Origin of the sequence: Microbacterium sp. DT81.1 (assembly GCF_049844955.1) — a bacterium.
Taxonomy (GTDB): Bacteria; Actinomycetota; Actinomycetes; order Actinomycetales; family Microbacteriaceae; genus Microbacterium.
The window spans coordinates 508,207-534,151 of sequence record NZ_JBNCMA010000001.1 but is presented as its reverse complement, the minus strand read 5'-3'; the positions used below and the strand labels follow the sequence as shown (position 1 = coordinate 534,151).

At 69.9% G+C, this 25,945-nt stretch carries 26 protein-coding genes and 1 pseudogene; 11 read left to right on the top strand and 16 right to left on the bottom strand.

Annotated elements, in window-relative coordinates:
• The first annotated feature begins 71 nt into the window (after positions 1 to 71).
• Both ACLQ2Q_RS02405 and ACLQ2Q_RS02400 read left to right on the top strand, forming a co-directional pair.
• Positions 72 to 497 carry an OsmC family protein gene (locus ACLQ2Q_RS02405; RefSeq protein WP_425817565.1) on the top strand — a complete coding sequence of 142 codons (426 nt, stop codon included), beginning with the start codon at positions 72 to 74 and terminating at the stop codon, positions 495 to 497.
• Positions 490 to 1,410, top strand: a complete 921-nt coding sequence (locus ACLQ2Q_RS02400) for a TIGR01777 family oxidoreductase (RefSeq protein ID WP_425817563.1) — start codon at positions 490 to 492, stop codon at positions 1,408 to 1,410. The genes ACLQ2Q_RS02405 and ACLQ2Q_RS02400 overlap by 8 nt, the downstream gene beginning before the upstream one ends.
• A gap of 23 nt (positions 1,411 to 1,433) precedes the next feature.
• Here ACLQ2Q_RS02400 and ACLQ2Q_RS02395 read toward each other — a convergent pair whose 3' ends face one another.
• Positions 1,434 to 1,889 (bottom strand): hypothetical protein, encoded by a 456-nt coding sequence (locus ACLQ2Q_RS02395; RefSeq protein ID WP_425817561.1) that lies wholly within the window; start codon positions 1,887 to 1,889, stop codon positions 1,434 to 1,436.
• Complete coding sequence (gene dapB, locus ACLQ2Q_RS02390; RefSeq protein WP_425817559.1) at positions 1,886 to 2,698, bottom strand: 4-hydroxy-tetrahydrodipicolinate reductase; 813 nt, start codon at positions 2,696 to 2,698, stop codon at positions 1,886 to 1,888. Before dapB ends, ACLQ2Q_RS02395 begins: the two co-directional genes overlap by 4 nt.
• 60 nt (positions 2,699 to 2,758) lie before the next feature.
• Between dapB and ACLQ2Q_RS02385 the strand changes: the two genes are divergently transcribed.
• Positions 2,759 to 3,235 carry a GNAT family N-acetyltransferase gene (locus ACLQ2Q_RS02385; RefSeq protein ID WP_425817557.1) on the top strand — a complete coding sequence of 159 codons (477 nt, stop codon included), beginning with the start codon at positions 2,759 to 2,761 and terminating at the stop codon, positions 3,233 to 3,235.
• 6 nt (positions 3,236 to 3,241) lie between these two features.
• Here ACLQ2Q_RS02385 and ACLQ2Q_RS02380 read toward each other — a convergent pair whose 3' ends face one another.
• The 3 genes from ACLQ2Q_RS02380 to ACLQ2Q_RS02370 form a co-directional block, all read right to left on the bottom strand.
• The gene (locus tag ACLQ2Q_RS02380) at positions 3,242 to 3,844 is read right to left on the bottom strand and encodes a histidine phosphatase family protein (protein ID WP_425817555.1); all 603 of its coding nucleotides are present in this window, start codon (positions 3,842 to 3,844) and stop codon (positions 3,242 to 3,244) included.
• Positions 3,845 to 3,927: 83 nt separating this feature from the next.
• Positions 3,928 to 4,968, bottom strand: coding sequence for an aldo/keto reductase (locus ACLQ2Q_RS02375; RefSeq protein WP_425817553.1), 1,041 nt, complete (start codon positions 4,966 to 4,968; stop codon positions 3,928 to 3,930).
• A 216-nt stretch (positions 4,969 to 5,184) separates the two neighbouring features.
• Positions 5,185 to 7,476: a polyribonucleotide nucleotidyltransferase gene (locus ACLQ2Q_RS02370; RefSeq protein WP_425817551.1), complete on the bottom strand. Its 2,292-nt coding sequence runs from the start codon at positions 7,474 to 7,476 to the stop codon at positions 5,185 to 5,187.
• A 56-nt stretch (positions 7,477 to 7,532) separates the two neighbouring features.
• Here ACLQ2Q_RS02370 and ACLQ2Q_RS02365 point away from each other — a divergent pair, with 56 nt between their 5' ends.
• The 4 genes from ACLQ2Q_RS02365 to ACLQ2Q_RS02350 all read left to right on the top strand — a co-directional run bounded on the left by ACLQ2Q_RS02365 (position 7,533) and on the right by ACLQ2Q_RS02350 (position 9,561).
• Positions 7,533 to 7,865, top strand: a complete 333-nt coding sequence (locus tag ACLQ2Q_RS02365) for a hypothetical protein (protein WP_425817549.1) — start codon at positions 7,533 to 7,535, stop codon at positions 7,863 to 7,865.
• Positions 7,862 to 8,047 (top strand): DUF5302 domain-containing protein, encoded by a 186-nt coding sequence (locus ACLQ2Q_RS02360; RefSeq protein WP_425817547.1) that lies wholly within the window; start codon positions 7,862 to 7,864, stop codon positions 8,045 to 8,047. The genes ACLQ2Q_RS02365 and ACLQ2Q_RS02360 overlap by 4 nt, the downstream gene beginning before the upstream one ends.
• Complete coding sequence (locus tag ACLQ2Q_RS02355; RefSeq protein WP_425817545.1) at positions 8,044 to 8,847, top strand: DNA/RNA non-specific endonuclease; 804 nt, start codon at positions 8,044 to 8,046, stop codon at positions 8,845 to 8,847. The genes ACLQ2Q_RS02360 and ACLQ2Q_RS02355 overlap by 4 nt, the downstream gene beginning before the upstream one ends.
• A gap of 90 nt (positions 8,848 to 8,937) precedes the next feature.
• Positions 8,938 to 9,561, top strand: a complete 624-nt coding sequence (locus tag ACLQ2Q_RS02350; RefSeq protein WP_425817543.1) for a dihydrofolate reductase family protein — start codon at positions 8,938 to 8,940, stop codon at positions 9,559 to 9,561.
• A gap of 27 nt (positions 9,562 to 9,588) precedes the next feature.
• Here the strand turns inward: ACLQ2Q_RS02350 and ACLQ2Q_RS02345 are convergent, their stop codons facing one another.
• The 4 genes from ACLQ2Q_RS02345 to ACLQ2Q_RS02330 form a co-directional block, all read right to left on the bottom strand.
• Positions 9,589 to 10,245 carry a phosphatase PAP2 family protein gene (locus ACLQ2Q_RS02345; RefSeq protein WP_425817541.1) on the bottom strand — a complete coding sequence of 219 codons (657 nt, stop codon included), beginning with the start codon at positions 10,243 to 10,245 and terminating at the stop codon, positions 9,589 to 9,591.
• Positions 10,246 to 10,268: 23 nt separating this feature from the next.
• On the bottom strand, positions 10,269 to 10,568 hold the full coding sequence (locus tag ACLQ2Q_RS02340) for a SelT/SelW/SelH family protein (RefSeq protein ID WP_425817539.1): 300 nt from the start codon (positions 10,566 to 10,568) through the stop codon (positions 10,269 to 10,271).
• Positions 10,565 to 11,257: an NUDIX domain-containing protein gene (locus ACLQ2Q_RS02335; protein ID WP_425817537.1), complete on the bottom strand. Its 693-nt coding sequence runs from the start codon at positions 11,255 to 11,257 to the stop codon at positions 10,565 to 10,567. Before ACLQ2Q_RS02335 ends, ACLQ2Q_RS02340 begins: the two co-directional genes overlap by 4 nt.
• Before the next feature lie 73 nt (positions 11,258 to 11,330).
• On the bottom strand, positions 11,331 to 12,788 hold the full coding sequence (locus ACLQ2Q_RS02330; protein WP_425818603.1) for a cation:dicarboxylate symporter family transporter: 1,458 nt from the start codon (positions 12,786 to 12,788) through the stop codon (positions 11,331 to 11,333).
• Between the two features lie 133 nt (positions 12,789 to 12,921).
• Here ACLQ2Q_RS02330 and ACLQ2Q_RS02325 point away from each other — a divergent pair, with 133 nt between their 5' ends.
• Both ACLQ2Q_RS02325 and ACLQ2Q_RS02320 read left to right on the top strand, forming a co-directional pair.
• Positions 12,922 to 14,220 (top strand): sensor histidine kinase, encoded by a 1,299-nt coding sequence (locus ACLQ2Q_RS02325; protein WP_425817535.1) that lies wholly within the window; start codon positions 12,922 to 12,924, stop codon positions 14,218 to 14,220.
• Entirely contained in the window at positions 14,217 to 14,900 is a 684-nt protein-coding gene (locus tag ACLQ2Q_RS02320) for a response regulator (protein ID WP_425817532.1), read from the top strand. The genes ACLQ2Q_RS02325 and ACLQ2Q_RS02320 overlap by 4 nt, the downstream gene beginning before the upstream one ends.
• A 66-nt stretch (positions 14,901 to 14,966) precedes the next feature.
• Here the strand turns inward: ACLQ2Q_RS02320 and ACLQ2Q_RS02315 are convergent, their stop codons facing one another.
• The 3 genes and pseudogenes from ACLQ2Q_RS02315 to ACLQ2Q_RS02305 all read right to left on the bottom strand — a co-directional run bounded on the left by ACLQ2Q_RS02315 (position 14,967) and on the right by ACLQ2Q_RS02305 (position 18,067).
• The gene (locus ACLQ2Q_RS02315) at positions 14,967 to 15,611 is read right to left on the bottom strand and encodes an FMN reductase (protein WP_425817530.1); all 645 of its coding nucleotides are present in this window, start codon (positions 15,609 to 15,611) and stop codon (positions 14,967 to 14,969) included.
• The gene (locus ACLQ2Q_RS02310; protein WP_425818601.1) at positions 15,608 to 16,777 is read right to left on the bottom strand and encodes an LLM class flavin-dependent oxidoreductase; all 1,170 of its coding nucleotides are present in this window, start codon (positions 16,775 to 16,777) and stop codon (positions 15,608 to 15,610) included. Before ACLQ2Q_RS02310 ends, ACLQ2Q_RS02315 begins: the two co-directional genes overlap by 4 nt.
• 122 nt (positions 16,778 to 16,899) lie before the next feature.
• Positions 16,900 to 18,067: pseudogene (locus tag ACLQ2Q_RS02305) on the bottom strand (N(5)-(carboxyethyl)ornithine synthase).
• Between the two features lie 145 nt (positions 18,068 to 18,212).
• Here ACLQ2Q_RS02305 and ACLQ2Q_RS02300 point away from each other — a divergent pair.
• Together ACLQ2Q_RS02300 and ACLQ2Q_RS02295 are read left to right on the top strand one after the other, a co-directional pair.
• Positions 18,213 to 19,355 (top strand): acyltransferase family protein, encoded by a 1,143-nt coding sequence (locus tag ACLQ2Q_RS02300; RefSeq protein WP_425818599.1) that lies wholly within the window; start codon positions 18,213 to 18,215, stop codon positions 19,353 to 19,355.
• A gap of 28 nt (positions 19,356 to 19,383) precedes the next feature.
• Positions 19,384 to 21,510: a RecQ family ATP-dependent DNA helicase gene (locus tag ACLQ2Q_RS02295; protein WP_425817528.1), complete on the top strand. Its 2,127-nt coding sequence runs from the start codon at positions 19,384 to 19,386 to the stop codon at positions 21,508 to 21,510.
• On the opposite strand, the gene ACLQ2Q_RS02290 is transcribed toward ACLQ2Q_RS02295, so the two are convergent.
• From ACLQ2Q_RS02290 to efeU, 4 genes are read right to left on the bottom strand one after another with little or no spacing between them, the layout of a single operon-like run.
• Positions 21,507 to 22,208, bottom strand: a complete 702-nt coding sequence (locus tag ACLQ2Q_RS02290; RefSeq protein WP_425817526.1) for an NAD(P)H-hydrate epimerase — start codon at positions 22,206 to 22,208, stop codon at positions 21,507 to 21,509. The genes ACLQ2Q_RS02295 and ACLQ2Q_RS02290 overlap by 4 nt on opposite strands.
• Positions 22,209 to 22,257: 49 nt before the next feature.
• On the bottom strand, positions 22,258 to 23,583 hold the full coding sequence (gene efeB, locus ACLQ2Q_RS02285) for an iron uptake transporter deferrochelatase/peroxidase subunit (protein WP_425817524.1): 1,326 nt from the start codon (positions 23,581 to 23,583) through the stop codon (positions 22,258 to 22,260).
• Between the two features lies 1 nt (position 23,584).
• On the bottom strand, positions 23,585 to 24,814 hold the full coding sequence (gene efeO, locus ACLQ2Q_RS02280; RefSeq protein WP_425817522.1) for an iron uptake system protein EfeO: 1,230 nt from the start codon (positions 24,812 to 24,814) through the stop codon (positions 23,585 to 23,587).
• Positions 24,811 to 25,815 (bottom strand): iron uptake transporter permease EfeU, encoded by a 1,005-nt coding sequence (efeU, locus tag ACLQ2Q_RS02275; protein WP_425817520.1) that lies wholly within the window; start codon positions 25,813 to 25,815, stop codon positions 24,811 to 24,813. Before efeU ends, efeO begins: the two co-directional genes overlap by 4 nt.
• Between the last annotated feature and the right edge of the window lie 130 nt (positions 25,816 to 25,945).

The window sequence follows — 25,945 nt, the reverse complement described above, 5'->3', positions numbered from 1 at the left end:
CCGTGCGCTGCCGGTTTAGGCTGGCCGCGGGCGTGGAAGCCCGCACCAGTCCGCGAGAACCGGAGAATCATATGACCGCAACGAGTGAAGCATCCACCGCCTGGAAGGGCACCCTGTTCGAGGGATCGGGCACCGTCACGCTCGACTCGTCACATTCCGGAACGTTCGATGTGAACTGGAAGGCGCGCAGCGAGGGATCGGACACGACCACCACCCCCGAGGAGCTCATCGCCGCAGCGCACTCCTCGTGCTTCAGCATGGCCTTCTCGCTCGAGCTCACGAACAACGGCACCCCGCCGGAATCCATCGACACCACGGCATCGGTCACCTTCAAGCCCGGTGTCGGCATCACCGGGAGCCACCTGAACGTCAACGCGGTCGTGCCGGGCCTCGACCAGGCGGACTTCGACCGGATCGCCGAGACGGCCAAGGCGAACTGCCCCGTCTCGAAGGCCCTGGCGGGCGTCGAGATCACACTCGAGGCGACGCTTGCCTGACGATGGGGACGGGCCCTCGCGCCACGTCGTGGTGGCGGGGTCCTCAGGGCTCATCGGCTCCGCGCTGGTGGACAGCCTCCGCGCCGACGGCATCCGCGTGACGACGCTCGTGCGGCGGCCCCCGGAGGCGCCGGATGAGGTCGAGTGGCTGACGGGCGGCGGAGTCCTCGACCCCGGCGTGCTCGAGGGGGCGCATGCCGTTGTCGGCATGAACGGCGCCAGCATCGGTCGCTTCCCCTGGACCCGCTCCTACAAGAGCACCCTGCTCTGGTCCCGCATCACGCCCACGCGCGCGCTGGCGACCGCGATCAAGGCGCTCGGGGCGGACGCGCCCGCGTTCGTCTCGGCGTCCGCCGTCGGCTACTACGGCTCGGCGCCGGGGCGCAAGCTCACGGAAGCCTCGCCGCGCGGGGAGTCGTTTCTCGCAGACCTGTGCGGCGAATGGGAGTCCGCAGCCCTCGCGGCCGGACCGCACGCGCGTGTGGTGCTGACCCGCACCGCGCCGCTCGTGCATCCGCGCGGCGTGCTGAAGCCCCTGCTGCTGCTGACGAGATTCGGCGTCGCCGGCCCCATCGGGCGAGGCACGCAGGCGTGGCCGTGGATCTCACTGGATGACGAGGTGCGTGCCATCCGGCACCTTCTGGATGCCGACGTCGAAGGCCCTGCGAACCTGACCGGGCCGACCCGCGCCACGGCGAATGACCTCGGTTTCGCGCTCGCGCGGGCGATGAACCGCCCCTATGTCGTGCGCGCGCCGATCTGGGGGATGAAGCTCGTCCTCGGGTCGGATGCGACGGATGCACTCCTCGCCGCGGACGCGGATGTCGTGCCCGCGGCGCTACAGGGCTCGGGCTTCACGTTCCAGCACACGACGGTGGAGGAAGCGATCGCGGCCGCACTCCGGGCCGACTGAGCGTCACGGGCGCCGGGTGAGCGTCACGGGCTGACGTCGCGCGAGCCCGCCTCGAGGCGGATCGCCTGCCGGATCGCGGAGCGTGCGCGTCGTCTGTCGCCCGCCGCATCGTAGGCGAGTCCGAGCCGGTACCAGGCGCGCCAGTCCTCCGGAGCGGCCTCGACCGCCTCCCGGTAGACCGGGAACAGGGCGTCGCCCTCCTCTCGAAGCACCCGACCGCTGGGCCTGACCGCGACGGATTCGGCGGGGAGGGCGTCGTCCGCCTCGAGCCGCGCGCCGAGGCGCTCCGCCGACCGGCCGAACATCAGCTCGCGAACGAGTGCCCACCCGGCGATCGCCGGCAGGACGAAGAGGGCGACGCCCATCGCCACGCCGATGGGGTCACCGCTGCGCAGGAGCAGCCATCCGCGCTGCGCCACCAGCACGAGATACAGGACGAGCAGCGCGGCCATGACGGCCACGCCGATGCGGGCGCTCACGCCCCTGTCGCCCGAGCGACCTGGCCGGGCACGCCGCCGTCGTCGACCGGGGCGGCCCCTGGTGTGCCGGGGACGCGGATGCCGATGTCGATGAAGTTCTCGAGGCCGATCGTCACTCCCCGCGCTGCGCGAGCGGCCTGCAGGGCGAGCCGGATGCCGGGGGCGTACGCCGTGGCGGGCTCGATGGTGTCGTGCGTGATGGTCAACGACTCGCCCGCTCCGGCGAGGATCACCTCCTGCCTCGCGACGACACCCGGCCGGCGCAGCGAGTGGATGGGAACGCTCGCGACCTGCTGGCCGCGGGCCCGCTGATCGACGTGCGGAGACTCGACGGGGCCGGCATCGGCGCGGGCCGCGGCGATGAGCTCGGCGGTGCGAACGGCGGTGCCGCTCGGCGAGTCGACCTTCGTCTCGCGGTGCGCCTCGACGATCTCGATCGACGGGAAGAAGGGGGCGGCGGCAGCGGAAAGCGCGGAGCCGAGCACCGAGCCGAGCGAGAAGTTCGGGATGAAGACCGCTCCGGTGCCGCCGGCGTCGACGAGCGGACGGACGAGCGCAACTCGTTCGCTCGACCAGCCCGACGTGCCGACCAGCACGTTGATGCCGCGTTCGATGGCGGCGCGGACGACGTCGATGCTCACCGCCGGTGTGCTCGCATCGACCACCAGGTCGGCGCCGGACAGATCGTCCCAGTCGCTGCCCGAGCCCAGCACGGCGATGACCTCGAAGTCGTCCAGTTGGTCGACGACAGTGCGGATGATGCTCCCGAGCCTGCCGGTGCCGCCCACGAGTGCCACACGCGTCGTCATGGGTCCATCCTACGTTCGGCCGCCGCGCGGTCCTTTCCGCCCACTCGTTAGGCTCGAAGCATGGTACTGCTTCGCGCATCCGCCGTCGACGCGCCGGATGCCCACGCGCTGCTCGCGGAGTACTTCGCTGCAAGAGCCACCGGATTCCCCGACGCCACCTACCGCACCACCTTTCCCGCCCCGGAGACGTTCGAGCCGCCGGCGGGTGTCTTCCTCCTCGTGGAGGACGACGACGGAGCGCCGGTGGGATGCGGAGGGATCCGCGCGATCCCGGATGGTCCGCACGGCCGGCGCTACGAGATCAAGCACCTCTACCTGCGCCCCGAGACGCGCGGACGGGGCTGGGGGCGGCTGCTCATGGATGAGCTCGAGCGCCGGGCACGCGAGTGGGGCGCCGTCGAGCTCGTGCTCGACACCCATCACACCCTCGAGGCCGCCGGCGCTCTGTACGCCCGCTCCGGCTTCACCCCCATCGAGCCGTACAACGACAACAGCAACGCCACGCGCTGGTACGGGAAGGTTCTCTCGCCCGTCTGATCCGGCCTAGACGACGGTGTGGTCCGAAAGGCCGGTGCGGAGCTCGAAGGGCAGATGCGCGAGGTCGTTGAAGGCGTTCAGCGTCCAGGGCCTGCCCTGCTTCTGCGAGATCACCGTCAGGCCGCCGTGCGCCTGGTTGAGCGTCATCCAGCGCCACTCCGGCGCCTGCAGCACTTCGCGCACGAACCAGGCGATGACGAAATTGTGGGTGATGAGGAGCTCGTGCACATCGCCCTGCCGACGCACCAAGAACTCGCTGACGGCATCGGCCATCTGCGCCCGGCCGGCATCGACCTCCGCCTCGGTGATCGAGCCGAAGAACGGCTCGAAAGCGGCGGGTGTCTGCCCGGTCATGCCCGTCGGCACGCAGTCGAAGAGCAGCGCCGACGGCTCGGGTGTCACGGACGGCAGCCGGTCGGCCACGATCCGGGCGGTCTGCGCTGCCCGCTCGAGCGGGGAGTGCCAGACCGCCTCCAGCGGCACCCCGGAGAGGCGATCGGCGATGAGGGAGGCCTGCCTCCGGCCGCGCGCCGACAGCGGTCCGTCATGGAGGCCGTGCTCGGCATCCTGATGCTCACCGTGGCGCACAAGGTAGATAAAGTGCGTCACTGCACATCACTCCGATACTTCGGCTGGGGGGAACCATCAGACTATGCCACGTCGCGCCAGGGCCGCCGCAGGGTCGGTCTCCGCTACTCGGCCGCCCTGTTCAACTCGGCCAGCTGTGCTCGGCTGAGGTGCACACCGACGCCCTGTACGAGCTCCTCGACGTGCTGAGCCGCGTAGGCGTTGACGATCGGCGCCACGACGGTCTTCTGCGCGAGCAGCCATGCCACAGCGACCGCGGCGTCCGGCACCTGCAACTCGGCGGCGACGGCATCCAGCGCGCGCAGCGTGCGCGTGCCCCGGCGGTTGAGGCTGCCGACCATCTGGGCGCCGCGGACCGTGTGGCTGAGTCGGGAGCGCTGGCGGTGGCGGCCCGAGAGGAAGCCGTGCTCGAGCGCGTGGGAAGGAGTGACGGCGACGCTCTGCGCGCTCGCGACGAGGCGGACGTCACCCTCGAACTCCTGTCGCCGCAGCACGTTGTACGGCGCGTCGAGCACCGTGATGCGCGGGTAGCCGGCAGATGCCAGGATGCGTGCTTCCACCAACTTCTCAGCGGAGAAGGCAAACGCGCCGAGTGCCCGCGCCTTGCCGGCCTCGACGAGCCACTCGGCGGTGGCGAGCGTGTCCTCCAGCGGAGCGTCGGCATGGGTGGCGTCGAGATAGAGCACGTCGATGCGGTCGGTGCCGAGGCGCGTCAGCGACGCTTCCACGGCTCGCACCAGACTGACCGGACCGAGCCCCGGATTGTCGGCGTGGCCGCCGACGCGCACCGCCAGCACCACGTCGTCGCGGAGTCCGCGGGAGCGGGTCCACTGCCCGATGATGTGCTCGCTGCGGCCGGCGGAGTATGCGTCCGCGGTGTGGACGGTGTTGCCGCCCAGCTCGACGTAGCGATCGAGGATGTCGTGGCTCGACTCGAGGTCGACATTCCAGCCGAACTCGGCACCGCCGAGGATCAGCGGGAAGACCCCGGGGCCTGATTCGCCCAGTGGAACGCGCACGCTGCGTCCGACGGCGGGTCCCTGGACGGGAATGGGGGCTGATGGGTGCGGCGCGTTCGCCTGGACATCCGGTCCACCGGATGGCACCTCGGCGGAAGCCGTTGTACCAACGCCGAAGAAAGACATGAGCCCACCCCCCACGAAGCCCTTGGGTTCTTCGTGATCTAATGCGCACCCCCCGGCGCGTACTTCGAGGCTAGAGCAGGGCTCCGACAGAGACCGTCAATCAGGCGGACCGGCGGTAAACATTACATAACAGTTTGGTCACGGTGCGCAAGCGAAGGCCCGGCTGTCCACCGAATAGGGGACAGCCGGGCCTTTTCTGCTTCGTCAGAGCGTCGCTCAGACCTCTGCGGGTGCCTCGAGGCTCTCCGGCGCGGCCACCGGCGACTCGGTCCCCGCGGCCTCTTCGACCACGGGCTCGAGCGACAGCTTGCCGCGGTCGTCGATCTTCGTGATGCGCACCAGGATCTTCTGGCCGACACCGAGCACGTCTTCGACGTTCTCGACGCGCTTGCCGCCGGCGAGCTTGCGGACCTCGCTGACGTGCAGCAGTCCGTCCTTGCCGGGAAGGAGCGAGACGAACGCGCCGAAGGTGGCGATCTTGACAACGGTTCCGAGGAACTGCTCGCCGATCTCCGGGTTCGTCGGGTTGGCGATCGCGTTCACCTGGGCGCGGGCGAGTTCGGCCGAGGGGCCGTCCGCCGAGCCGATGTAGACGGTGCCGTCCTCCTCGATGGAGATCTGCGCGCCGGTCTCGTCCTGGATCGCGTTGATCGTCTTGCCCTTGGGGCCGATCAGCTCGCCGATCTTGTCGACCGGGATCTGCACGCTGATCACGCGCGGAGCCGTCGGCGCCATCTCGTCCGGACCGTCGATCGCGGCGTTCAGCACGCCGAGGATCGTCAGGCGGGCGTCGTGGGCCTGCTGGAGCGCGGCGGTCAGCACCGAGGTCGGGATGCCGTCGAGCTTCGTGTCGAGCTGGATCGCCGTGACGAACTCGCTCGTGCCGGCGACCTTGAAGTCCATGTCACCGAGAGCGTCTTCTGCACCGAGGATGTCGGTCAGCGCCGCGTAGCGGGTCTGACCGTCGACCTGGTCGGAGACGAGGCCCATCGCGATGCCCGCGACGGGTGCGCGCAGCGGCACACCGGCGTTGAGCAGCGAGAGGGTCGAGGCGCACACGGAACCCATCGACGTCGAGCCGTTGGAGCCGAGAGCCTCGGACACCTGGCGGATCGCGTACGGGAACTCCTCGCGGCTGGGCAGCACCGGCACGAGGGCGCGCTCGGCCAGGAAGCCGTGCCCGATCTCGCGACGCTTGGGGCTGCCCACTCGGCCGGTCTCACCGGTCGAGTACGGCGGGAAGTTGTAGTGGTGCATGTAGCGCTTGTGCGTCACAGGCGACAGCGAGTCGATCTGCTGCTCCATCTTGAGCATGTTCAGCGTGGTGACACCCAGGATCTGGGTCTCGCCGCGCTGGAAGATCGCGGAGCCGTGCACGCGCGGGATGACCTGCACCTCGGCATCGAGCGGGCGGATGTCCGCCAGCCCGCGGCCGTCGATGCGCACGCCTTCGGCGAGGATGCGGCCGCGCACGATGATCTTCGTCACCGACTTGTAGGCAGCGGAGAACTCGAGCGTGGCGGTGGCCGGAAGCTCGCCGGCCTCGACCGCGGCGGTCAGCTCGGCCCTGACGGCATCCTTGACCGCGTCATCCGCGTTCTGGCGCTCCTGCTTGTCGGCGATCTGGTAGATCGGGACGAGCTTGTCGTACGCGCGACCGGCGACGAAGTCGTAGGTCTCCTTCGTGTACGGCAGGAAGACCGGGTAGTCCTGGATCTCCTTGGCCGCCGTGCTCGCGACGCTGTTCTGTGCCGCGACCAGCTGCTTGATGAAGGGCTTCGAGGCCTCGAGGCCCTCGGCCACGACCTGCTCGTTCGGCTTGGTGGCGCCGCCCTTGATGAGGTTCCAGCTGCCTTCGGTGGCCTCGGCCTCGACCATCATGATCGCGACGTCCTCGCTGCCGTCGGCAGCGGTGATGACACGACCGGCGACGATGAGGTCGAAGACGGCCTCCTCGAGCTGGGTGACGGTGGGGAACGCGATCCACTGGTCGGCGTTGTCGCCGTGACCAGGGATGAGGGCGAGGCGCACGCCGGCGATGGGGCCGGAGAACGGCAGACCGGAGATCTGCGTCGACAGCGATGCCGCGTTGATCGCGAGCGCGTCGTAGAACTCGCCCGGCGCGATCGAGAGCACGGTGATGACGATCTGCACCTCGTTGCGGAGGCCGTCGACGAACGACGGGCGCAGCGGGCGGTCGATGAGACGGCAGACGAGGATCGCCTCGGTCGAGGGGCGGCCCTCGCGGCGGAAGAACGAGCCGGGGATCTTGCCGGCGGCGTATGAGCGCTCTTCCACGTCGACGGTCAGCGGGAAGAAGTCGAAGCCTTCGCGCGGGTGCTTTCCGGCGCTGGTGGCCGAGAGGAGCATCGTCTCCTCGTCGAGGTACGCGGCGACGGCGCCCTGCGCCTGCTGCGCGAGACGACCCGTTTCGAAACGGATCGTGCGAGTGCCGAAACGGCCGTTGTCGAGAACGGCTTCGGCGAACGTGATTTCAGGACCTTCCAAGAGGTCTATCTCCTTCTTTGTTGATGAGTCCTCCCCTACCCGGGGACGACTCTTTGATGAGCTCCTCCCATACCGGGGAGGAACTCCTCGCCCGCCCGAGTGGCGCGCGAGTTCGTTCGAAGGAGCAGGAACAGGCAGATTTCAGCACGGCTTTTGATGCGCTTGCGCTGGTCACCAGTGGAAGTCCACCAGCCGCCGATGGCGAGATCGGCGACTGGGAGACCACCACAGGGGACCAGCATCCTGCCGGCCTGCTCCGTAGTGGCTCATATGAAATTGAGCGGATGCCCGAAGGCAACCTGCACAAGCCTACCAGCGTGCCCGTCGTACGCCGCGATCGGCCGCGTCTGGCGGGGCGAGGAGGCATCGATCTAGGGTGGGAGGCATGAGCACCGACGATAAGCCGCAGGAAGCGGCAGCCGACGAACAGAAGCGCAAGTTCAAGGAGGCGCTCGACAAGAAGAACGCGAAGCACCGCGAGGGCGAGGCGCACCTCGACGGCGATTCAACGGTGCACGCGGCTCACGGGCCGATCCAGACCAAGCGCGAGTTCCGCCGCAAGAGCGGGTGATCGACGCCGAAGAGGTCGGTTACGACGCCTCGTTCCTGGGGGTGCCGGTCCCCGTGCCGACTCCGCTCGGCGGGGCCGAGGTGCGCGAGCTGGCGTACCTGCACTTCAGCGTGCTGCTGGACATCGAGCGCCGGCTCGCGAGCGTGACCGCCGTGAACATCGACGGCGAGGCGCTGCTCGACCTGCCGCGGACGGGCAGGTGGGAGCTCGACGCCCGAGTTCCCGCGAGCGCGCAGGCGGGGCCAGCCCTCTACAGCGACAATGACTTCGACCGCGGCCACATGGTCCGGCGGCGCGATCCCGGCTGGGGGGATGCCGCGACCGCGCGCGCCGCGACCGAGCAGACCTTCGTCTACACGAACGCCGCACCCCAGGTCGGTCGCTTCAATCAGGGCGAGGATCTGTGGGTCGGACTCGAGGACCACGTTCTCGGCTACGCCGACGCCCAGGACCTGCGCGTGTCGGTCTTCACCGCACCCGTGCTGGTCGAAGACGACCCGCTCTATCGGGGAGTGCAGATTCCCCGGCGGTTCTGGAAGGTCGCCGCGTGGGCATCCGACGGGGCGCTCAGCGCCGCCGGGTTCGTGCTCGACCAGAGCGCCCTCCTGCGGGACGGCTCTCCCAGGGCCGTGCCGCCGTTGGGCGGCTTCCGCACCTTCCAGGCGCCGATCGCCGAGCTAGGCGACCTCGCCGGCATCGACTTCGGCCCGCTCGTCGCGGCGGATGTCCTCGTGCCGGTCACGGCGCTCCCCCGCCCGCGATGGCGTGAACTGCGCACCACCGCCGACATCGTGCTGTAGGTCCAGCGGCACTGCGCGTAGCGGGGTCGCCCTGCGGGAGTAGCGTATCTCGCCGTTGACAACCTGGCGGTTTATCAATACAATGGTTGCGTGCACCGCTCCAGCCGTGTTTCCGCCCAGTTCTCGATGTCCATCGACGGGTTCATCGCCCGCGACGACGACAGCGTGGGCCCCCTCTTCGACTGGTACGAGGCGGGGGACGTCGAGACGTGGATGCCTGGTCATCCGGTTCCGTTCCATCTGAGCCAGGCGGACTCGGAGTACTGGAATTCCCTGCCCCGCGAGGGCGCCTTCCTCACCGGGCGCCGCCTCTTCGACGTCGCGAGAGGCTGGGGCGGGCATCCGCCGAACGAGTCGCCGACCGTGGTGCTGACCCACCGGGAGCCCCCCGCTGACTGGCCGCCCGCGCGTCGGGATGGCGCCCCTGCGCCGTTCGAGTTCGTGGGAGACCTCGACGCCGCGCTCGATCGCGCGGCCGAACTCGCGGGCGGCGGGGAGATCGGGGTCGCGGGGCCGGATGTCGTGCGGCAGTGTCTGCGTCGGGGCGTCGTCGACGAGATCCGGATCGACCTCGTGCCGGTGCTGCTCGGCGGGGGCATCCGCTGGTTCGGCGAGCTCGATGGCGACATCCTGTTCGAGGATCCCGTGATCCACCCCGGCGACCGGGTGACCCATCTCATCTACCGGATACCGCGGTCGACGGACCGCGGCTGAAGACGGCCCGCGCCACCCCCGTTCACGTCAGGGCGAGGCGTTCGCGAGGCGGGCCGCTCTTCGCCTGCGGATCGTCTCCACCGTCGCCCAGACGAGAATTCCGACGGCGATGCCGAGGAACGCCCCGCCGATGACATCTGTCAGCCAGTGGGCGGCGAGATAGGTCCGGCTCCACGACATCCACACGATCCACACCGCCGCGAGCGCCCACCAGACCCAATGCCGGAGGAGCAGCGCGAGAACCGTCGTGAGGGCGGCCGCGAAGGCGACGTGGCCCGAGGGGAACGAGGTCGGGACGTCTTCGGCGAGCGAATCCTCCGGCCTGATCCGGGCGACGACCGCAGCCAGCGGAGCGGCGATGGCGATGCACACCACCAGCGTCGCGGCGACGGTGATGGCGGCCCACCACCACCGCAGGATCAGGAGTGTTCCCACGACGACCAGTCCGGTGACGATGGCCAGCACCGGACCCCCGAGGTGTCCAGGGATCCACGCCAGCACCAGCCCCGCATCCGTCCGATTGGAGACCATCAGCTCGTGCCACCAGACATCGATCGGGAACGGCTGGTCGCGGCGCACCGACGTCACGATCCACAGGAAGATGATCGCGACGATGGCGGCGGCCGCGCCCACGATCAGCGGGATCAGCCGTGAGAGGTCGGGGCGTTCGTGGGGAGGTTGCACTGGGCTATCCTCGCAGGCACCGCTCAGGCATCGGGTCGCGCCGCGGCGCGGTCCGCGTGACCGAGCGGACGATCCGGCGCGATGCGGTCGCGCACCCGGCGCTTCAGCAGCACGATGTCCGGGAAGCCGCCGTCGTCCTTGCGGGACCACACGAGCTGGTCGTCGGCGTAGACCTCGAAGATCCCGCCCGTGCCCGGTACCAGGGTGGCGCCCCCGCCCATCAGCTCGTCCTGGAACGTGGTGAGCAGCTCCTGCGCGACCCACGCGCCTCGCAGCATCCAGGCGCACTGCGTGCAGTAGACGACCTTGATGTGGTGGATCATCGTGAGTGACCGGCACTCGGCGCGAACGGCCCGTCGAGCGCCGCCCAGTGCAGCAGCATGATCGTCTTCGCGTCGCAGATCCGCCCGTCCCGGATCATGGCCAGGGATTCGTCGAACGGGATGTCGAGCACGTCGATCTCCTCCCCCTCGTCCGCCAGCCCGCCTCCGTCGGCGGTCCTGGTATCGGCGGTGTACGGCGCGGCGTAGAAGTGCAGGCGCTCGGTCACCGACCCGGGGCTCATGAAGACGTCGTACACGTGCTGCAGCTCGCCGATCTCCACGCCCGTCTCCTCGGCGGCCTCGCGGCGGATCGCCGTCTCGGGGTCATCCTCGTCGAGCAGTCCGGCCGCCGCCTCGATCAGCATCCCGTCCGGATGGCCGTTGACGTAGACCGGGAAGCGGAATTGGCGCGTGAGCAGCACGGTTCGGCGATCGGGATCGTAGAGCAGCACGGTGGCGCCGTTGCCGCGGTCATAGGTCTCGCGCTGCTGCGTCGACCACTCGCCCGAGGCGTCCTGGTATTCGAGAGTGGTGCGCCGCAGCACGTGCCACGCGGCCGCGACCAGTTCGACATCCGTCACCCGCACCCGCGGATTGCCCGTCAGATCGAGTCCGGTGCGGTCAAGGCCGGTGCGGCCGCGGGAGTCGGGGATGTCGGCGCCGGGACAGCCTGCGGGGGAAGTCGTCACTCCGGCACCATAGCGCGAGCGAGCCCGCCCGGTCGGGACCGGACGGGCTCGCGCCGTGGCTCCTCCGCGTGGTTCAGTGCGAGGCGACCGCGCGCTGCGCCTGACGTGCTTCCTTCGCCTCGGCCTCGGCGATCGCCGCGTCTTCGAGGCCCTGCGTGCCGACGGCATCCTTCGCATCCGACATGCCGTCGTGATCGTCCCCCTGCATCGTCGTCTCGTCGAAGGGAATCTCGCCGCGGAGCACCGCTTGCGCGCGGGCGCTGTCGATCTCCTTCACCCACGTTCCGATGAGGATCGTCGCGACGGCGTTGCCGGTGAAGTTCGTGAGGGCACGACCCTCGGACATGAAGCGGTCGATGCCGACGATGACGCCCACGCCGTCGACGAGGTCGGGGCGGTAGGCCTGGAGGCCGCCCGCGAGGGTCGCGAGCCCGGCACCCGTGACGCCGGCCGCACCCTTCGACGCGATGATCATGAAGACCAGCAGCCCGATCTGCTCGGGGATCGACATCGGCGCACCCATCCCCGATGCGATGAAGAGCGACGCCATCGTGAGGTAGATCGCGGTGCCGTCCAGATTGAAGGAATAGCCGGTCGGGACGGTGATGCCGACGACCGCGCGCTGGATGCCGAGATGCTCCATCTTGGCGATGAGTCGTGGCAGGGCCGACTCGCTCGAGGAGGTGCCCACGATGAGAAGGTATTCGCGGGCGAGGTACTTCATGAGGCTGAAGATGTTGATGCGGGTCACCACGTAGAGCAGCGTCCCGAGGATGCCGACGATGAAGACGATGCACGTGATGTAGAACGCGACCATCAGGATGCCGAGGCTCCAGATCGCCGCCACCCCTGTCTCACCCACGACGGCCGCGATGGCACCGAATGCGCCGAGCGGAGCGAGCCACAGGATCATGCCGAGGATCCGGAACACGAGCGACTGCAGCTGCTTGACGGCGTTCATGATGGGCTGACCCTTTTCGCCCATCTGCTGGAGGGCGAACCCGACCAGCAGCGCGATGAACAGGACCTGGAGGACGTTCTCGCCGACGAACGCGGAGAAGAACGTGGTCGGGATGATGCCGAGGAGGAACTCCTCGGTCGTCTTCGCCTCCGCTGTCGCGGCGGACTCGTACGTCGCGGCCGTCATGTTGAGGCCCTCGCCGGGGTGGATGATGTTTCCGACCACCAGGCCGATCGCCAGCGCGAACGTCGACATCACCATGAAGTACAGAAGCGCGAGTCCGCCGATCTTGCCCACCGTCGCCGCCTTGGCGATCGACCCGACCCCCACGACGATCGTGCAGAAGATGATCGGCGCGATCATCATCCTGATCAGCGAGACGAAGGCCGTCCCGATCGGCTTGAGGGTCACGGCGAACTCGGGCCAGATCAGGCCGATCGTCGCGCCGGCCACGACAGCGACGATCACCGCGACGTACAGCCAGGTGTGCTTGTCCCAGGCCGTCTTGCCCCGTCGCCAGTTGTAACCGGGCAGCTTGAACGATCCCGTCTTGGGATTGGAAAGAGCCATCATCGCCTCCAGGGGAGAAACTTCACTGTTCTGCGGACCGCGGTCGCGGCATCCGCCCTGGGAGTACTCTGGGCCTTCATCGGCGACGCAGCCGGGTTGCGGTCGTATTGGTCTCGGAGAGGCGGGGGCTCGCATGGCGCGGAGCGGCGCGAGCGCGGCATCCCGCGTCTTCCTCGCCTTTCTCGGAGCGGTCTTGGTCATCACCGCCGTGCTGGTGGCGCTGCTCGCCTGGCAGGCACAGGCGACGGAGCGCGCTGAGGCGGAGGCCCTGACCCTCGCCGTCGCTCAGACGATCGCCGAGATGCCTGCGGTCGCCGAGGCCGTGGCAAGCGGGACGGATGCCGCGGCCACGGCATCCCTGCAGCCCATCGCCGAGGCGATCATGGATGAGACGCCGATCGACTTCGTCACGATCATGAACACCGACGGAATCAGGCTGACGCACCGCGATCCGACCGAGATCGGGAAGCCCTATCTGGGGACCATCGAGGAGGGGCTCGAGGGCCGGTCGCTCACCGAAGAGGCGGTCGGAACGCTGGGTCCGTCGCTGCGCTCGGTGGTCCCGGTGGTCAGCGACGGCGAGGTCGTTGCACTCGTGTCCGCCGGAATCACCCTCGGCAGCGTCGGAACCGGAGTGTGGGGTCAGATTCCGTTCGTCATCGCGATCGCCATCGCGCTCGCGGCCATCGGCATCATGGCTGCCTGGCTCGCGCGCCGCCTGACCCGCCGGATCGCCGGCGACCTTCCCGCAAGCGCGGTGCGCGACGCCGTCTCGTCGTACGAGTCGGTGCGCACCCTGGGCGAGGCCCTGCGTGCGCAGACGCACGAGCACGGGAATCGCATGCACACCGCGGTCGCACTGATCGAACTCGGCCGCAGCGACGAGGCGGTGGAGCTGTTGACGGAGACCTCGCGCGTCAGCCAGGACCTGGTCGACCGCGTGCTCGCGCGCGACGGCGACCCGACCGTGGCGGCCCTGCTGCTCGGGAAGGCCTCGCAGGCCAAGGAGCGGGGCATCGAATGGATCGTGGATGTCGACCCCATGGCGCCGCGATCGGTGCTCGGACCCGTTGACGCCGTGTCGGTTGTCGGCAACCTGATCGACAACGCCATCGACGCGGCGGCGGCGGGGCCCGAGCCGCGGTGGGTGCGGGTGCGGATCGCCAGGGCGGGCGCCGACCTGTCGGTCACGGTGACCGACAGCGGGCGGGGCGTGGATCCGGGCCTCCGGGAGCGGATCTTCGAGCACGGGTTCAGCACCAAACCGGCCGGCGCTGCCGGTCGCGGCGTCGGGCTGGCGCTCGTGCGGGACATCGTCGCGGCGGCCGGCGGCACCGTCAGCCTCGCTGCGGCACCGCCCACGGCGTTCTCGGTCGTGCTCCCCGCGGTCGGCGTCGCGGGCGCGCCGACGGTGACCAGGGGCGCGTCGTGATCCAGGTGCTCATCGTCGACGACGAACGCCTCACGCGGGAGCTGCATCGCCAGTACGTCGAGCGCCTTCCCGGGTTCCGGGTGGTTGCGGAGTGCGCCGGCGCCCGGGCGGCCGTGACGGCGGTGCTCGAGAGTCCTCCGGCCGAGGGCATCGACCTCGTGCTGCTGGATATGACGATGCCGGACGGACACGGGCTCGACGTGGCCCGGCACATCCGCGCCCGCGCCTCGGACGTCGACATCATCGCCATCACCGGTGTGCGGGACGCGGATGTCGTGCGTCAGGCAGTCGCGCTGGGCGTTGCCCAGTACCTGCTGAAGCCGTTCACGTTCGCGACGTTCCGCGAACGGCTGGAGCAGTATCGGGCCTTCCGGGCGAAGGTCTCGGACGTCGAGGGCCAGGCGACGCAGGCCGAGGTCGACGCGCTGCTCGGGTCGCTTCGGCCCCCGGCATCCGTCGACCTGCCCAAGGGCCTCTCGGCAACGACGCTCGACCGCGTCGCGGCGGCCGTCCGCGCGTCGGGACCGCTCTCGGCGAGCGAAGCCGCCGCGGCGCTCGGGATGTCACGTGTCGCGGTGCGGCGGTATCTCGAGCACCTCGCGGAACAGGGCAGCGTGGGCCGCGACTCCCGGTACGGCACGCCGGGGAGGCCGGAGACGGAGTACGCCTGGCGGCGCTGACGCGGGCCCGCGACGCGCGCCTCTTTATGGGGCTCCGCCCCAAACCTCCGGCTCGCTGACGCGGGCCTACTCCCCCGCGAGCCCGCCGAGCAGGTGGCCGAACGAGCCGCCGTCGCCCAGATAACTCGCCGGGTCGAACGGGTCGCTCGACGTCGACGACTCGCGCGCCGCGATCGCGGAGGCCAGCTCGCGGGCGCCCCGGTCGATGCGCTCGCCCAGTGGGGCGACGCCGTCGCCGTTCGAGCCCCAGTCGCTCGACGCCGCGAAGACGCCCGTCGGCACGGCCTCGGCGTGCAGGTACGCGAAGAGCGGCCGCACGGCGTAGTCGATCGCGAGCGAGTGCCGCGGCGTCCCGGCGTTCGCGCCGAGCAGCACCGGCATGCCGGTGAGTGCGTCCGGGTCGAGCACATCGATGAACGATTTGAAGAGCCCGGAGTAGCTGGTCGAGAAGATCGGTGTCACGACGATCAGCCCGTCCGCGGAGACGACTGTGTTGACCATCGACTCCAGCGCCGGCGGGGCGAAGCCCGTCAGCAGATTGTTCGTGATGTCGTGCGCGTAGTCGCGCAGTTCGAACACGTCGATGTCCGCCTGGATGTCGCGCTCGGCCAGCTCGCGCACCGTGGCCGTCGCGAGGCGGTCGGCCAGAAGGCGGGTCGTCGACGGATTCGAGAGCCCTGCCGTGACGACGGCGATGCGGCGAGGGTTCATCGTGCGCCCCCGATACCGAAGGCGGCTCCCCGTGCGGCCTGCGCGGCGACCGGCTGAGGCGCCTTCGTGCCGCCGGCGACCGGCAGCTCGCCGCGCGCAGCCTGCACCACGCGGGCCGCGTGGGTGGGGGCGTCCGGGACCTCGACCGGGCGGTTCTTCGCGAGCTCCTTGCGGAGGGCGGGAACGACCTCGCCACCCAGGATGTCGAGCTGCTCGAGCACCGTCTTCAGCGGCAGACCCGCGTGGTCGATGAGGAACAGCTGGCGCTGGTAGTCGCCGAAGTACTCGCGCATGCCGGCGTAGCGGTCGATGACCTGCTGCGGAGAACCGACGGTGAGCGGGGTCATCTCGGCGAAGTCCTCGAGCGACGGGCCATGCCCGTACACCGGGGCGTTGTCGAAGTACGGCCGGAACTCGCGGACGGCGTCCTGCGAGTTGGCCCGCATGAAGACCTGGCCGCCGAGGCCGACGATCGCCTGCTCCGGCGTGCCGTGCCCGTAGTGGGCGTAGCGCTGGCGGTAGAGCGTGATCAGGCGCTGGTAGTGCTCCTTCGGCCAGAAGATGTTGTTCGCGAAGAAGCCGTCGCCGTAATACGCGGCCTGCTCGGCGATCTCGGGCGTGCGGATCGAGCCGTGCCACACGAACGGGGGCACATCATCGAGCGGGCGCGGGGTCGAGGTGAATCCCTGCAGCGGCGTGCGGAACTTGCCCTCCCAGTCGACGACGTCCTCCCGCCACAGCTTGTGCAGCAGGGCATAGTTCTCGATGGCGAGAGGGACGCCCTGACGGATGTCCTGGCCGAACCACGGGTAGACGGGGCCGGTGTTGCCGCGGCCGAGCATCAGGTCGGTGCGACCGCCCGAGACGTGCTGCAGCATCGCGAAGTCCTCGGCGATCTTCACCGGGTCATTCGTCGTGATCAGCGTCGTCGCGGTCGAGAGCAGCAGGCGCTCCGTCTGCGCGGCGATGTACGCGAGGGTCGTGGTGGGAGAGGACGACCAGAACGGCGGGTTGTGGTGCTCGCCGAGGGCGAAGACGTCGAGACCCACCTCTTCGGCGTGCTTGGCCACGGTGATGGTGTTGCGGATCTTCTCCGCCTCACTGAGGGTTCGCCCCGTGGTCGGATCTTCGGTGATGTCGCTCACCGTGAAGATGCCGAACTGCATCTGGTTCTCGTTCACGATCGCTCCTCGCGTTTCTATGCAAGTGAATGTATCTCGTGTAACGCGACACCCTCAAGGATATTCCCGGCCCAGCCGCAGAGCGGTCCGGGCGCGGCGAGCGCCGCTCAGGCGGGAGCTCTCGAATGCGGGTACGCGGCATCCCGGCCTTGGAACTCGAGGATCGCGGGATTGAGGATGATGCCATCTCATCTCGGTTGCCCGGCGGATCGTCTCGTCCGCGGGCCACGCCTCCGGACCGGCGAGCACGGTGGGAAGGAAAGGCAGCAGCGCTTCGCTGATCTCCCAGCTGGCCGAATTCCAGAGATACGAGGGGCTGTGGTCGACGCCGTAGTAGTTGATGATGGCGCCGGAATCGGTGTTGCCGCCGACGGTGAACATGGGGTCGGCGAAGCTCGTCGGACGCGCCCACTCGAACGCCATGCCCTCGTCGCACGACACATCCACGATCAGGCTGCCCGGACGGAACGCGTCCAGATCCTTCTCCCGCAGGTACAGCAGCGGCCGGTTCGGGTCCTGGAGCGTGCAGTTCACGACGATGTCGCTCTCCGCGAGGAACGGCGCGAGCGGCACCCTGCCGTCATCCGTGATCACCTCGCTGAGGTACGGGCCGTCGTCATGGTCGAACTGGATCATGTGCGCCGCGTGGATGGGAGAGGCGACGGATGCCGTACGGCGGTTCGTGAGGACCCGCACATCGTGCACGCCGTGGGCGCGGAGGGCCGTCACCGCACCGCGAGCCGTCGCGCCGAACCCGATGACGACGGCCGTGAGCCGCCGCCCGTAGTCACCCGTCGACCCGCAGAGCTGCAGGGCATGAAGGACCGAGCAGTACCCGGCGAGCTCATTGTTCATGTGGAAGACGTGCAGCCCGAATGTCCCGTCCGCACCCCAGTGATTCATGGCCTCGAAGGCGATCATCGTCAGGCGCTTGTCGATCGCGAGCTGCGTCATCCGCGCGTCCTGCACGAGATGCGGCCAGCCCCACAGCACCTGACCGTCCCGCAGCGCTCGAACGTCGTCCAGCTGCGGCTTGGGCAGCAGCACGACATCGGATGCCGCGATCACGTCTGCGCGCGACGCGACCGAGCCGACGAGGGGTCGCAGCTCGGCATCCGAAACGTCGAAGCGCTCGCCGTACCCCTCCTCGAGGACGATGCGGTCGCGCAGATCCGAGGGGATGCGGTCGAAGTGCCCCGGATGGATGGGGACCCGCCGCTCATCGGGTTTGCGGGAGGTTCCGATCACGCCGAGGCTGAGGCTTGCTGAGGTCATGTCTGCTCATTCCGTCAGCCGGGCGAGGCCTGCCCCGACATCCCGACGCTACACCCGGGCTCCCCGACGGATCGCCGGAGCGGAAGCCGCGTGGCATCGCCCCGCGGATAGTGTGGACACGTTCCTCGAAGACCCGGCGGTGACGATGTCCGACAGCGGAGCGGCGCGGACCGGCGCCACGCCGACCGGCTCCATCGCGCGCCCCAAGCGCCGTGTTCCGTTCTGGGACAACGCACGGTTCGCGTGCATCGTGCTCGTCGTGCTCGGCCACTCGGTGCAGCGACTGACCTACGACTCGGATATCGCGCTCGGCCTGTACCTGCTCATCTACGCGTTCCACATGCCCGCGTTCGCCATCATCTCGGGATACTTCTCCAAGGGCGGCCCGCCGACCAGGGTGCAGATGGCACGCGTGATCACCGACATCCTGGTGCCCTACGTCATCTTCGAATCGCTGTGGACCCTGACGAAGTGGATCGTCGAGGGCGGCGCCAATCCCAATCTGACGCAGCCGTCGTGGACGCTGTGGTTCCTTTTGTCCCTCGGCACGTTCCGTCTCGTGCTGCCGTATCTCGCCCTGCTCAGATGGCCGCTGCTCTGGACCGTGGCGATCTCCATCGGCGCCGGATACCTGCCGAACGTCGACGACACCTTCTCCCTCGCCCGCACCCTGGGGCTGCTGCCCTTCTTCACCCTCGGCTGGTGGCTTCACGAGCACGACATCGTGGAGCGGCTGGGGCTTCTGCGTCAGCGACCATGGTGGGTCTTCGCGGGGGCCGCGGGGCTGTTCGCCCTGGCCGGCTGGGTGGCGTGGTACGGCAAGGACCTGTGGCAGGACGTCGACCTGCGGCACTGGCTCTTCTACGACGAGTCCTACTCCGACCTCCTCGGGGAAGAATGGTGGGCGGGGGCCGTGCGGCTCGGAGTGATGGCGATAGCGGTCGTGCTCTGCGCCGCGTTCTTCGCGCTGGTCCCCCGCGGCGGGCATTGGTGGACGCACTTCGGCCAGTACACGATGTACGTCTACATGCTCCACTCCTTCGTGCTGTATCCGTTCCGCGAATCAGGCCTGCTGCGCGACCTCGAGCCCACCTGGATCTGGCTGCCCATCGTCATCGTGGCGTCGGTGCTGATCGCGATCGGACTCTCGACCAAGCCGGTGCGACGGCTGTTCCGGCCACTGGTCGAACCGCGGCCGCGATGGCTGTTCGACGATCCATCGCTCGCGGCCCGGGAGGGCCGGCGGTCGGATCCGACCGGCTCTCGGCGCCCGCGCGAGAGCGCCTGACGTCGGCGGAACCGTGTACGGTCGCGGGGTGAGTGAACCCGAGACGGCCGAAGACCTGCGCGACGAGGCTCTCGGGGCGCTCCGGCGTCTCGTGGCCGACGAGACGGCGACGTTCCACGACGGCCAGTTCGAAGCGATCCAGGCGCTCGTGCAGCGGCGTGCCCGGGCGCTCGTGGTGCAGCGCACCGGTTGGGGCAAGTCCGCCGTGTACTTCGTCGCGACCCTGCTGCTGCGCGGCCGCGGCGCCGGGCCGACGATCCTCGTCTCCCCGCTCCTCGCGCTCATGCGGGACCAGGTGGCGGCCGCCGAGCGAGCCGGGGTGCGGGCCGCGAGCATCAACTCCGCGAACCCCCTGGAGTGGACTGACATCCTCGCCAGCCTGGGCAACGACGAGATCGACGTGCTCCTGGTCAGCCCCGAGCGACTGAACAACCCCAGATTCCGTGACGAGCAGCTCCCCGCGCTGATGGCGCGCATAGGGCTGCTCGTGGTCGACGAGGCCCACTGCATCTCGGACTGGGGGCACGATTTCCGGCCGGACTACCGGCGCCTGCGCGACCTCATCGCCGGGATGCCGCCCGGAGTTCCGGTGCTGGCCACCACCGCGACCGCGAACGAACGCGTCGTGCACGATGTGGAGGAGCAGCTGGGCACCGGCGGCGATGGTGTGGTGACCATCCGCGGGCCGCTCGCCAGGGATTCACTGCGACTCGGCGTGCTGCGCCTTCCCGACGCCGCGACGCGCCTCGCGTGGCTGCTCAGTCACATCGGCGACCTGCCGGGGAGCGGCATCATCTACGCCCTGACGGTGTCCGCCGCGGAGGACACCGCTCGCCTGCTCCGCGACGCCGGCCACGAGGTCCGCGCGTACACCGGCCAGACCGACCCGGCCGAACGGGAGGAATCGGAGCGGCTGCTCAAGGAGAACCGCGTCAAGGCCCTCGTGGCCACCAGCGCGCTCGGAATGGGATTCGACAAGCCCGACCTCGCCTTCGTGCTGCACCTCGGCGCGCCGTCATCGCCCGTCGCTTACTACCAGCAGGTCGGGCGCGCAGGGCGCGCGACCGCTCGGGCCGACGTGCTGCTGCTTCCCGGCCCCGAGGACGAGGCGATCTGGCAGTACTTCGCGACGTCCTCGATGCCCGAGCAGGCGAAGGCGACCGCGGTGCTCGACGAGCTGGACCACGAGGGCGGCGCCCTGTCCACGGTCGCCCTGGAGGCGCGAGTGGACATCCGCCGCAGCCGGCTCGAGCTGCTGCTCAAGGTGCTCGATGTGGACGGGGCCGTCGAGCGCGTGCAGGGCGGCTGGCGCTCGACCGGTGTCCCTTGGGCGTACGACGCCGAGCGCTACAGTCGCATCGCGGCGGCGCGACGCCACGAGCAGGACGCGATGCTCGAGTACGAGAGGACATCCGGATGCCGCATGGAGTTCTTGCAGCGCGCGCTCGACGACCCCGCCGCAGCGCCGTGCGGCCGCTGCGACACCTGCACATCGGCGTGGTACCCGACGGGCATCGAAGAGGCGACCGCCGTGGCTGCGGACGCGGCGCTGAACCGGGTCGGCGTCCTCATCGAGCCGCGCGCGCAGTGGCCGAGCGGCATGCCGAGACTCGGACTGGAGCTGCGCGGGAACATCCCACCGGGCGAGCGGCTCGAGCCGGGGCGCGCACTCGCGCGGCTCACCGATCTCGGCTGGGGCGGCCCGCTGCGGGAGCTCTTCGCCCCCGGGAGCCCCGATGCCGAGATCTCGTCGGCGATGGCCGCGGCCTGCGTCCGCGTGCTGGCGGACTGGGGCTGGGACACGCGCCCCGCGGCGGTCGTCTCAATGCCGTCCCGTTCGCACCCCCGCCTCGTCGGCTCTCTGGCCCGCACGATCTCCGAGCTCGGACGCCTGCCGCTGCTCGGCACGCTGGAGCTCACCGGCAAGGGTCCCGGCGGGAGCGGCGGCAACAGCGCCTATCGCCTGGCCGGGGTGGCCGAGAGCTTCGCGGTGGGGCCCGAACTGGCCTCCTCGCTCAGCGACCTCCGGGCCGCTCCCGTGCTGCTGGTCGATGATCTGGTCGACAGCCGCTGGACGCTCACGGTGGCGGGACGGCTGCTGCGGCGCGCCGGAGCGGGAGCGGTGCTTCCCTTCGTGCTCGCCGCACGCGCCTAGCCGCCACCGTGCACGATCGCCGCCACCGCAGCCGTGCCCACCGAGCCTGCTGCGGCCAATCGCGGACCGAGCCCGATGTCGACCAGCACGATCCGCCCGGCGAGCTCGGGTCCCCTTCCCCGCACCAGGCCCGCCTTCACCGCTCCGAAGGTGACCGTGACGGATGCGGGGAGCACGACGTCATCGCTCGATCCGTCGTCGGGCTGCAGCCCGCTCGGCACGTCGACGGCGATCACCCTCGGCCTGCCGGCGTGCACTGCGGGCAGCAGCCCGGCGACGATCACACGCGCGTCGCCGCGGAGCGCCGCGGACGTCGACGCGCCGATGCCGAGGATCCCGTCGAGCAGCAGGTCGGGATCGGATGCCGCGGAGACGGCTTCCGCCAGCCCTATCGTTCGCGCCCCCGCCTCCACCGCCGCCTCGAACCCGGCGGTGTGCACCCGGTCGGACGTGAGCAGCAGGTCGACCGCCACGCCTGCTTCCGCGGCGAGGTGCGCGCCCGCGAACAGGGCGTCGCCCCCGTTGTCGCCGCTGCCGGCGAGCACCAGCACTCGGCCTCCGCGCGCGCCCAGCTCACCCAGAGCGATGCGCGCGAGGGCCCCCGCGGCGCGCAGCATGAGCGGTTCGCCCGCATCGAGCAGCGGCTTCTCTGCGGCTCGAACCTGCGCGGCGAGGTAGACGGGCGCGCTCTCAGCCACCGACGCCTCCTTCACCGGGTCGTCTCCTCAACCGGATCGTCGCGGCGGATCAGGCGAAGAGCCCGGCCCCGACGTACGAACCAGGGGCGGCGCCGGGCGGCACGGCGAACAACGCCGATCCGACGGGCCGAATGTACTCGTTGAGCGCGTCGCTCGCCAGTGCTCGCTGCACGGTGATGAACTGCTCCGGCGAGCGCTGATAAGAGAGGAAGAAGAGCCCGGCGTCCAGGCGGCCGAGGTCATTGTTGCCGTCGACGAAGTTGTAGCCGCGCCGCAGCATGCGGGCCCCCGAGTTCTGAGCGGGATGCGCCAGCCGCACGTGCGCCGCCATGTCGATGGCCGGCGCGCCGGCCGCATCCGCCTTCTCGAAATCAGGAGCGGTGAACTCGTTCCCGCCCGAAAGCGGTGCCCCCTCCCCCTTGGATCGCCCGATGATGCGGTCCTGCTCGGCGAGCCGCACGCGGTCCCACGACTCGATCAGCTGCGCGATCTTGCGGGCGACGAGATACGAACCGCCGGTCATCCACGCCGGCTGATCGCCTGCCGCGACCCACACGTGGTCTTGGAGCGCCTCGCGGTCATCGGCGAGGATGTTGGCGGTGCCGTCTTTGTAGCCGAACAGGTTGCGCGGCGTGGCCTGAGCGGCCGTCGTCTTGGAGGTGCGGCCGAAGCCGAGCTGCGACCAGCGGAGGCGGGCCCGCCCGAAGGCGATGCGGCTGAGGTTGCGGACGGCGTGAACGGCCACCTGCGGATCGTCCGCGCACGCCTGGATGCACAGATCGCCGTCGCTCGTGAGGGGGTCGAGGTCGTCGCCCAAAAACGCCGGCAGCTCGTGGAGCTCGGGCGGGCGGCGCGACGCGATGCCGAATCGGTCGACGCCGTCCGCCTCGAACAGGGTCGGACCGAATCCGAACGTGATCGTCAGGTTGCTGGCGGAAAGGCCCTGCGCCTCCCCCGTGTCATCCGGCGGCGCCATCGGCGAGCCGCCCACGGCGCCGGTGGCGGTGACGTCGAGACCGCGCGTCATCCGCGCCGCCGCATACGACCACTCCTCGAGCAGCGACACGAGGGCGGCGCGCGTCGCACCGGCCATCATGTCGAAAGCCGCGAAGTGCAGGTGGTCCTGAACGGGCGTGGTGACGCCGGCCTGATGCGTGCCGTAGAAGTCGTAGGCGGATGCGCCCGCTCCCGTGTCGGCGGCGGCACGAGCGACGGCGACGCCGCCCGCCAGTCCCGCACCGGCGCCCAGGGCAAGGCCGGCTGCTCCCGCCCCGACGAAGCCGAGCAGACCACGCCGGCTCACACCGGCCGCGGGGGCGTCGTCGGTAAGCGAATCGGTCCCCGAGCCTGTCGAGGGGTCGTGAGGATCCGTCATCTCACTCCAGCACGGTCACCGTGAGCTGGGACAGCGGCTCGGCGAGGGCGTTGATGAGGTCGGTGAACTCGCGCTTGTCGGCATCCGTCAGCGCGGAGTAGGTCACGAAGCCGGTCGCGAGAGATCCGTGGGCGGCCAGGGAGCTCTCGAGCGCCGCGTAGCCGGCGTCGATCTCCTCGACGAGGGCCGCGCCGGACTCGCCCTTGGATGCCGCGAAGTCGCGCGCGAGCGAGAACGCCATCTTCGAGCCCTCGACGTTGGCGGCGAAATCCCAGAGATCGGTGCCCGACCACCAGTCCTCCTCGCCGGAGATCTTGCCGGTGGCGACCTCGTCGAGGAGCGCGATCGCTCCGTTGCTCAGCCCGGCGACACCCTGCGCGTCGATCGCGGCCTGGAAATCGGCGGAGTGCACGTAGTCGTAGAGCTCCGCGACGTCGGCGACCAGGAGGTCGCCGAACTCGGCGCGCTGCTCGGGGGTCGATGGCGCCCAGTCCTGCCATGCCGGCGTCTCGCCGTCGGCGTTCAGCGCGTCCGTCGCCGGCACCCACAGGTCCTTCTCGATGCGATGGAAGCCCGTCCAGTCGAGGCCTTCGGCAACGGCATCCACCTCGCGGTAGTCGATGCGGGGGTCGAGGTCGCCGAGCGCCTCCGCCACGGGCTCGATGCGCTCGTAGTACGCGCGCACCTGCGGGAATGCGGCGCGCGCCGCTTCGTCGTCGCCCGCAGCATAGGCGGCGGCGAACTCCTCGGCCCGCGGCACCAGCTGCGAGACCTGGTCCTTCACGAACGCCGCGTAGAGGTCGACGGCCTGCTGCTTCAGCTCGGCATCCGGACCATCGACGGCGACCGCGTCGCCCGAGACGGTGAAGCCCGTCCGGCCAACGCCCTCGCCGATCATCCCAGGCTTGCAGAGGGTGAAGTACTCCCCCGGCTGGGCCACCACGGTCAGACTGCGAGACGCGCCGGGTGCCACGTTCTCGACCTCGCCCACGATGCGCAGCCCGTCGTCGGCGAGCAGGTAGAACTCCGTGACGTCGGCGCCGGCGTTCGTGACCTCGAAGGCCACCGTTCCGCTCTCGGCGGTCGTGGCGGAGACGTCGCACGATCCGTCGGTGGACGTGACGGTGATGGCATCGGATGCGGCGGCGTCGGCCTTGGCGACGCAGCCGGTCACGACGAGGCCGGCGGCGGCGGTCGCGGCGAGACCGGCGAGGATCCTGTTCGGGGTCATGATGCTCCTAGCGGGGGTGGGGAGGAGGTCGATGCGGCGGAGGAGGGAGTGACCGCCGAGGCAAGCGCGGCCGAAGCCGGCGTGGACGCGGTCGGGGCGCCTGCCGCAGAGGGGGCTGCCGCCCGGCGCTTGGAGTGCAGCGAGCGCACCAGGAAGATCGAGCCGACGATGCCGACGTACAGCACCCACGCGATGATCTGCAGCCACGACATCCGCGGGGTGAAGCCGATCGTGGCCTGCAGGATCGCGGCCAGTGGGCTGCCGGGCGGGATCGCCGCGCTGACGTCGAACGCCCAGCCGAACGGGAAGGCGCTCGCGCCTACCGCGACGGCGCCCGTTGCCTGTGCGACGGGCGCAAGAGCGGAGAAGGGACCCGGCAGCGCGCCCGCCTCCTGCAGGTCGTGGATGCCGTACGCCAGCACGCCGGCGGCGACGATGATGAGGAAGGCACCGGTCCAGGTGAAGAAGCGCCGAAGGTTTAGGCGCAGCATCCCGCGGGCGAGCAGCCAGCCGAGGGCCACCGCCGTCAGGATGCCGAGCAGCGCGCCGAGCAGCGCGGAGGGCGCGTCGCCGAAGGACTGCACCATCGACCACAGCAGCAGAGTGGTCTCGATGCCCTCCCTGGCCACGGAGACGAAGCCCAGCACGACCAGTCCCCAGACGGTGCCGCGTGCCAGCGCCCGGTCGATGCCGCCCTCCAGCGTGCGCTTGAGCGTGCGTCCGGCCTTCTGCATCCAGAAGATCATCCACGTGACCATCGCCACGGCGATCAGCGAGAGAGTGCCGCCGATGAGCTCCTGCGCCTCGAACGTCAGGCTGTACGCGCCGAAGGTGAGCACCGCGCCGATGACCAGTGCCATCAGGGCGGCCAGCCCGATGCCGATCCACAGGCGGGGCAGCACATCCCGCCGGCCCATGCGGGTCAGGTAGGCCACGAGGATGCCGACGACCAGCGCGGCCTCGAGGCCCTCGCGGAGGCCGATCAGGAAGGTTGCAAGCACGGGATTCCGGGTGGGTGAGAAGGGAGGGGCGTCCTGTGTGACGCTCGGCTTGCGCCGTCGAGTGTTCGAGGAAGGTAAGCCTTACCTTGCAAGGGTATTCAGGGTGTGCACCGCTGTCCAATCGAGGAGG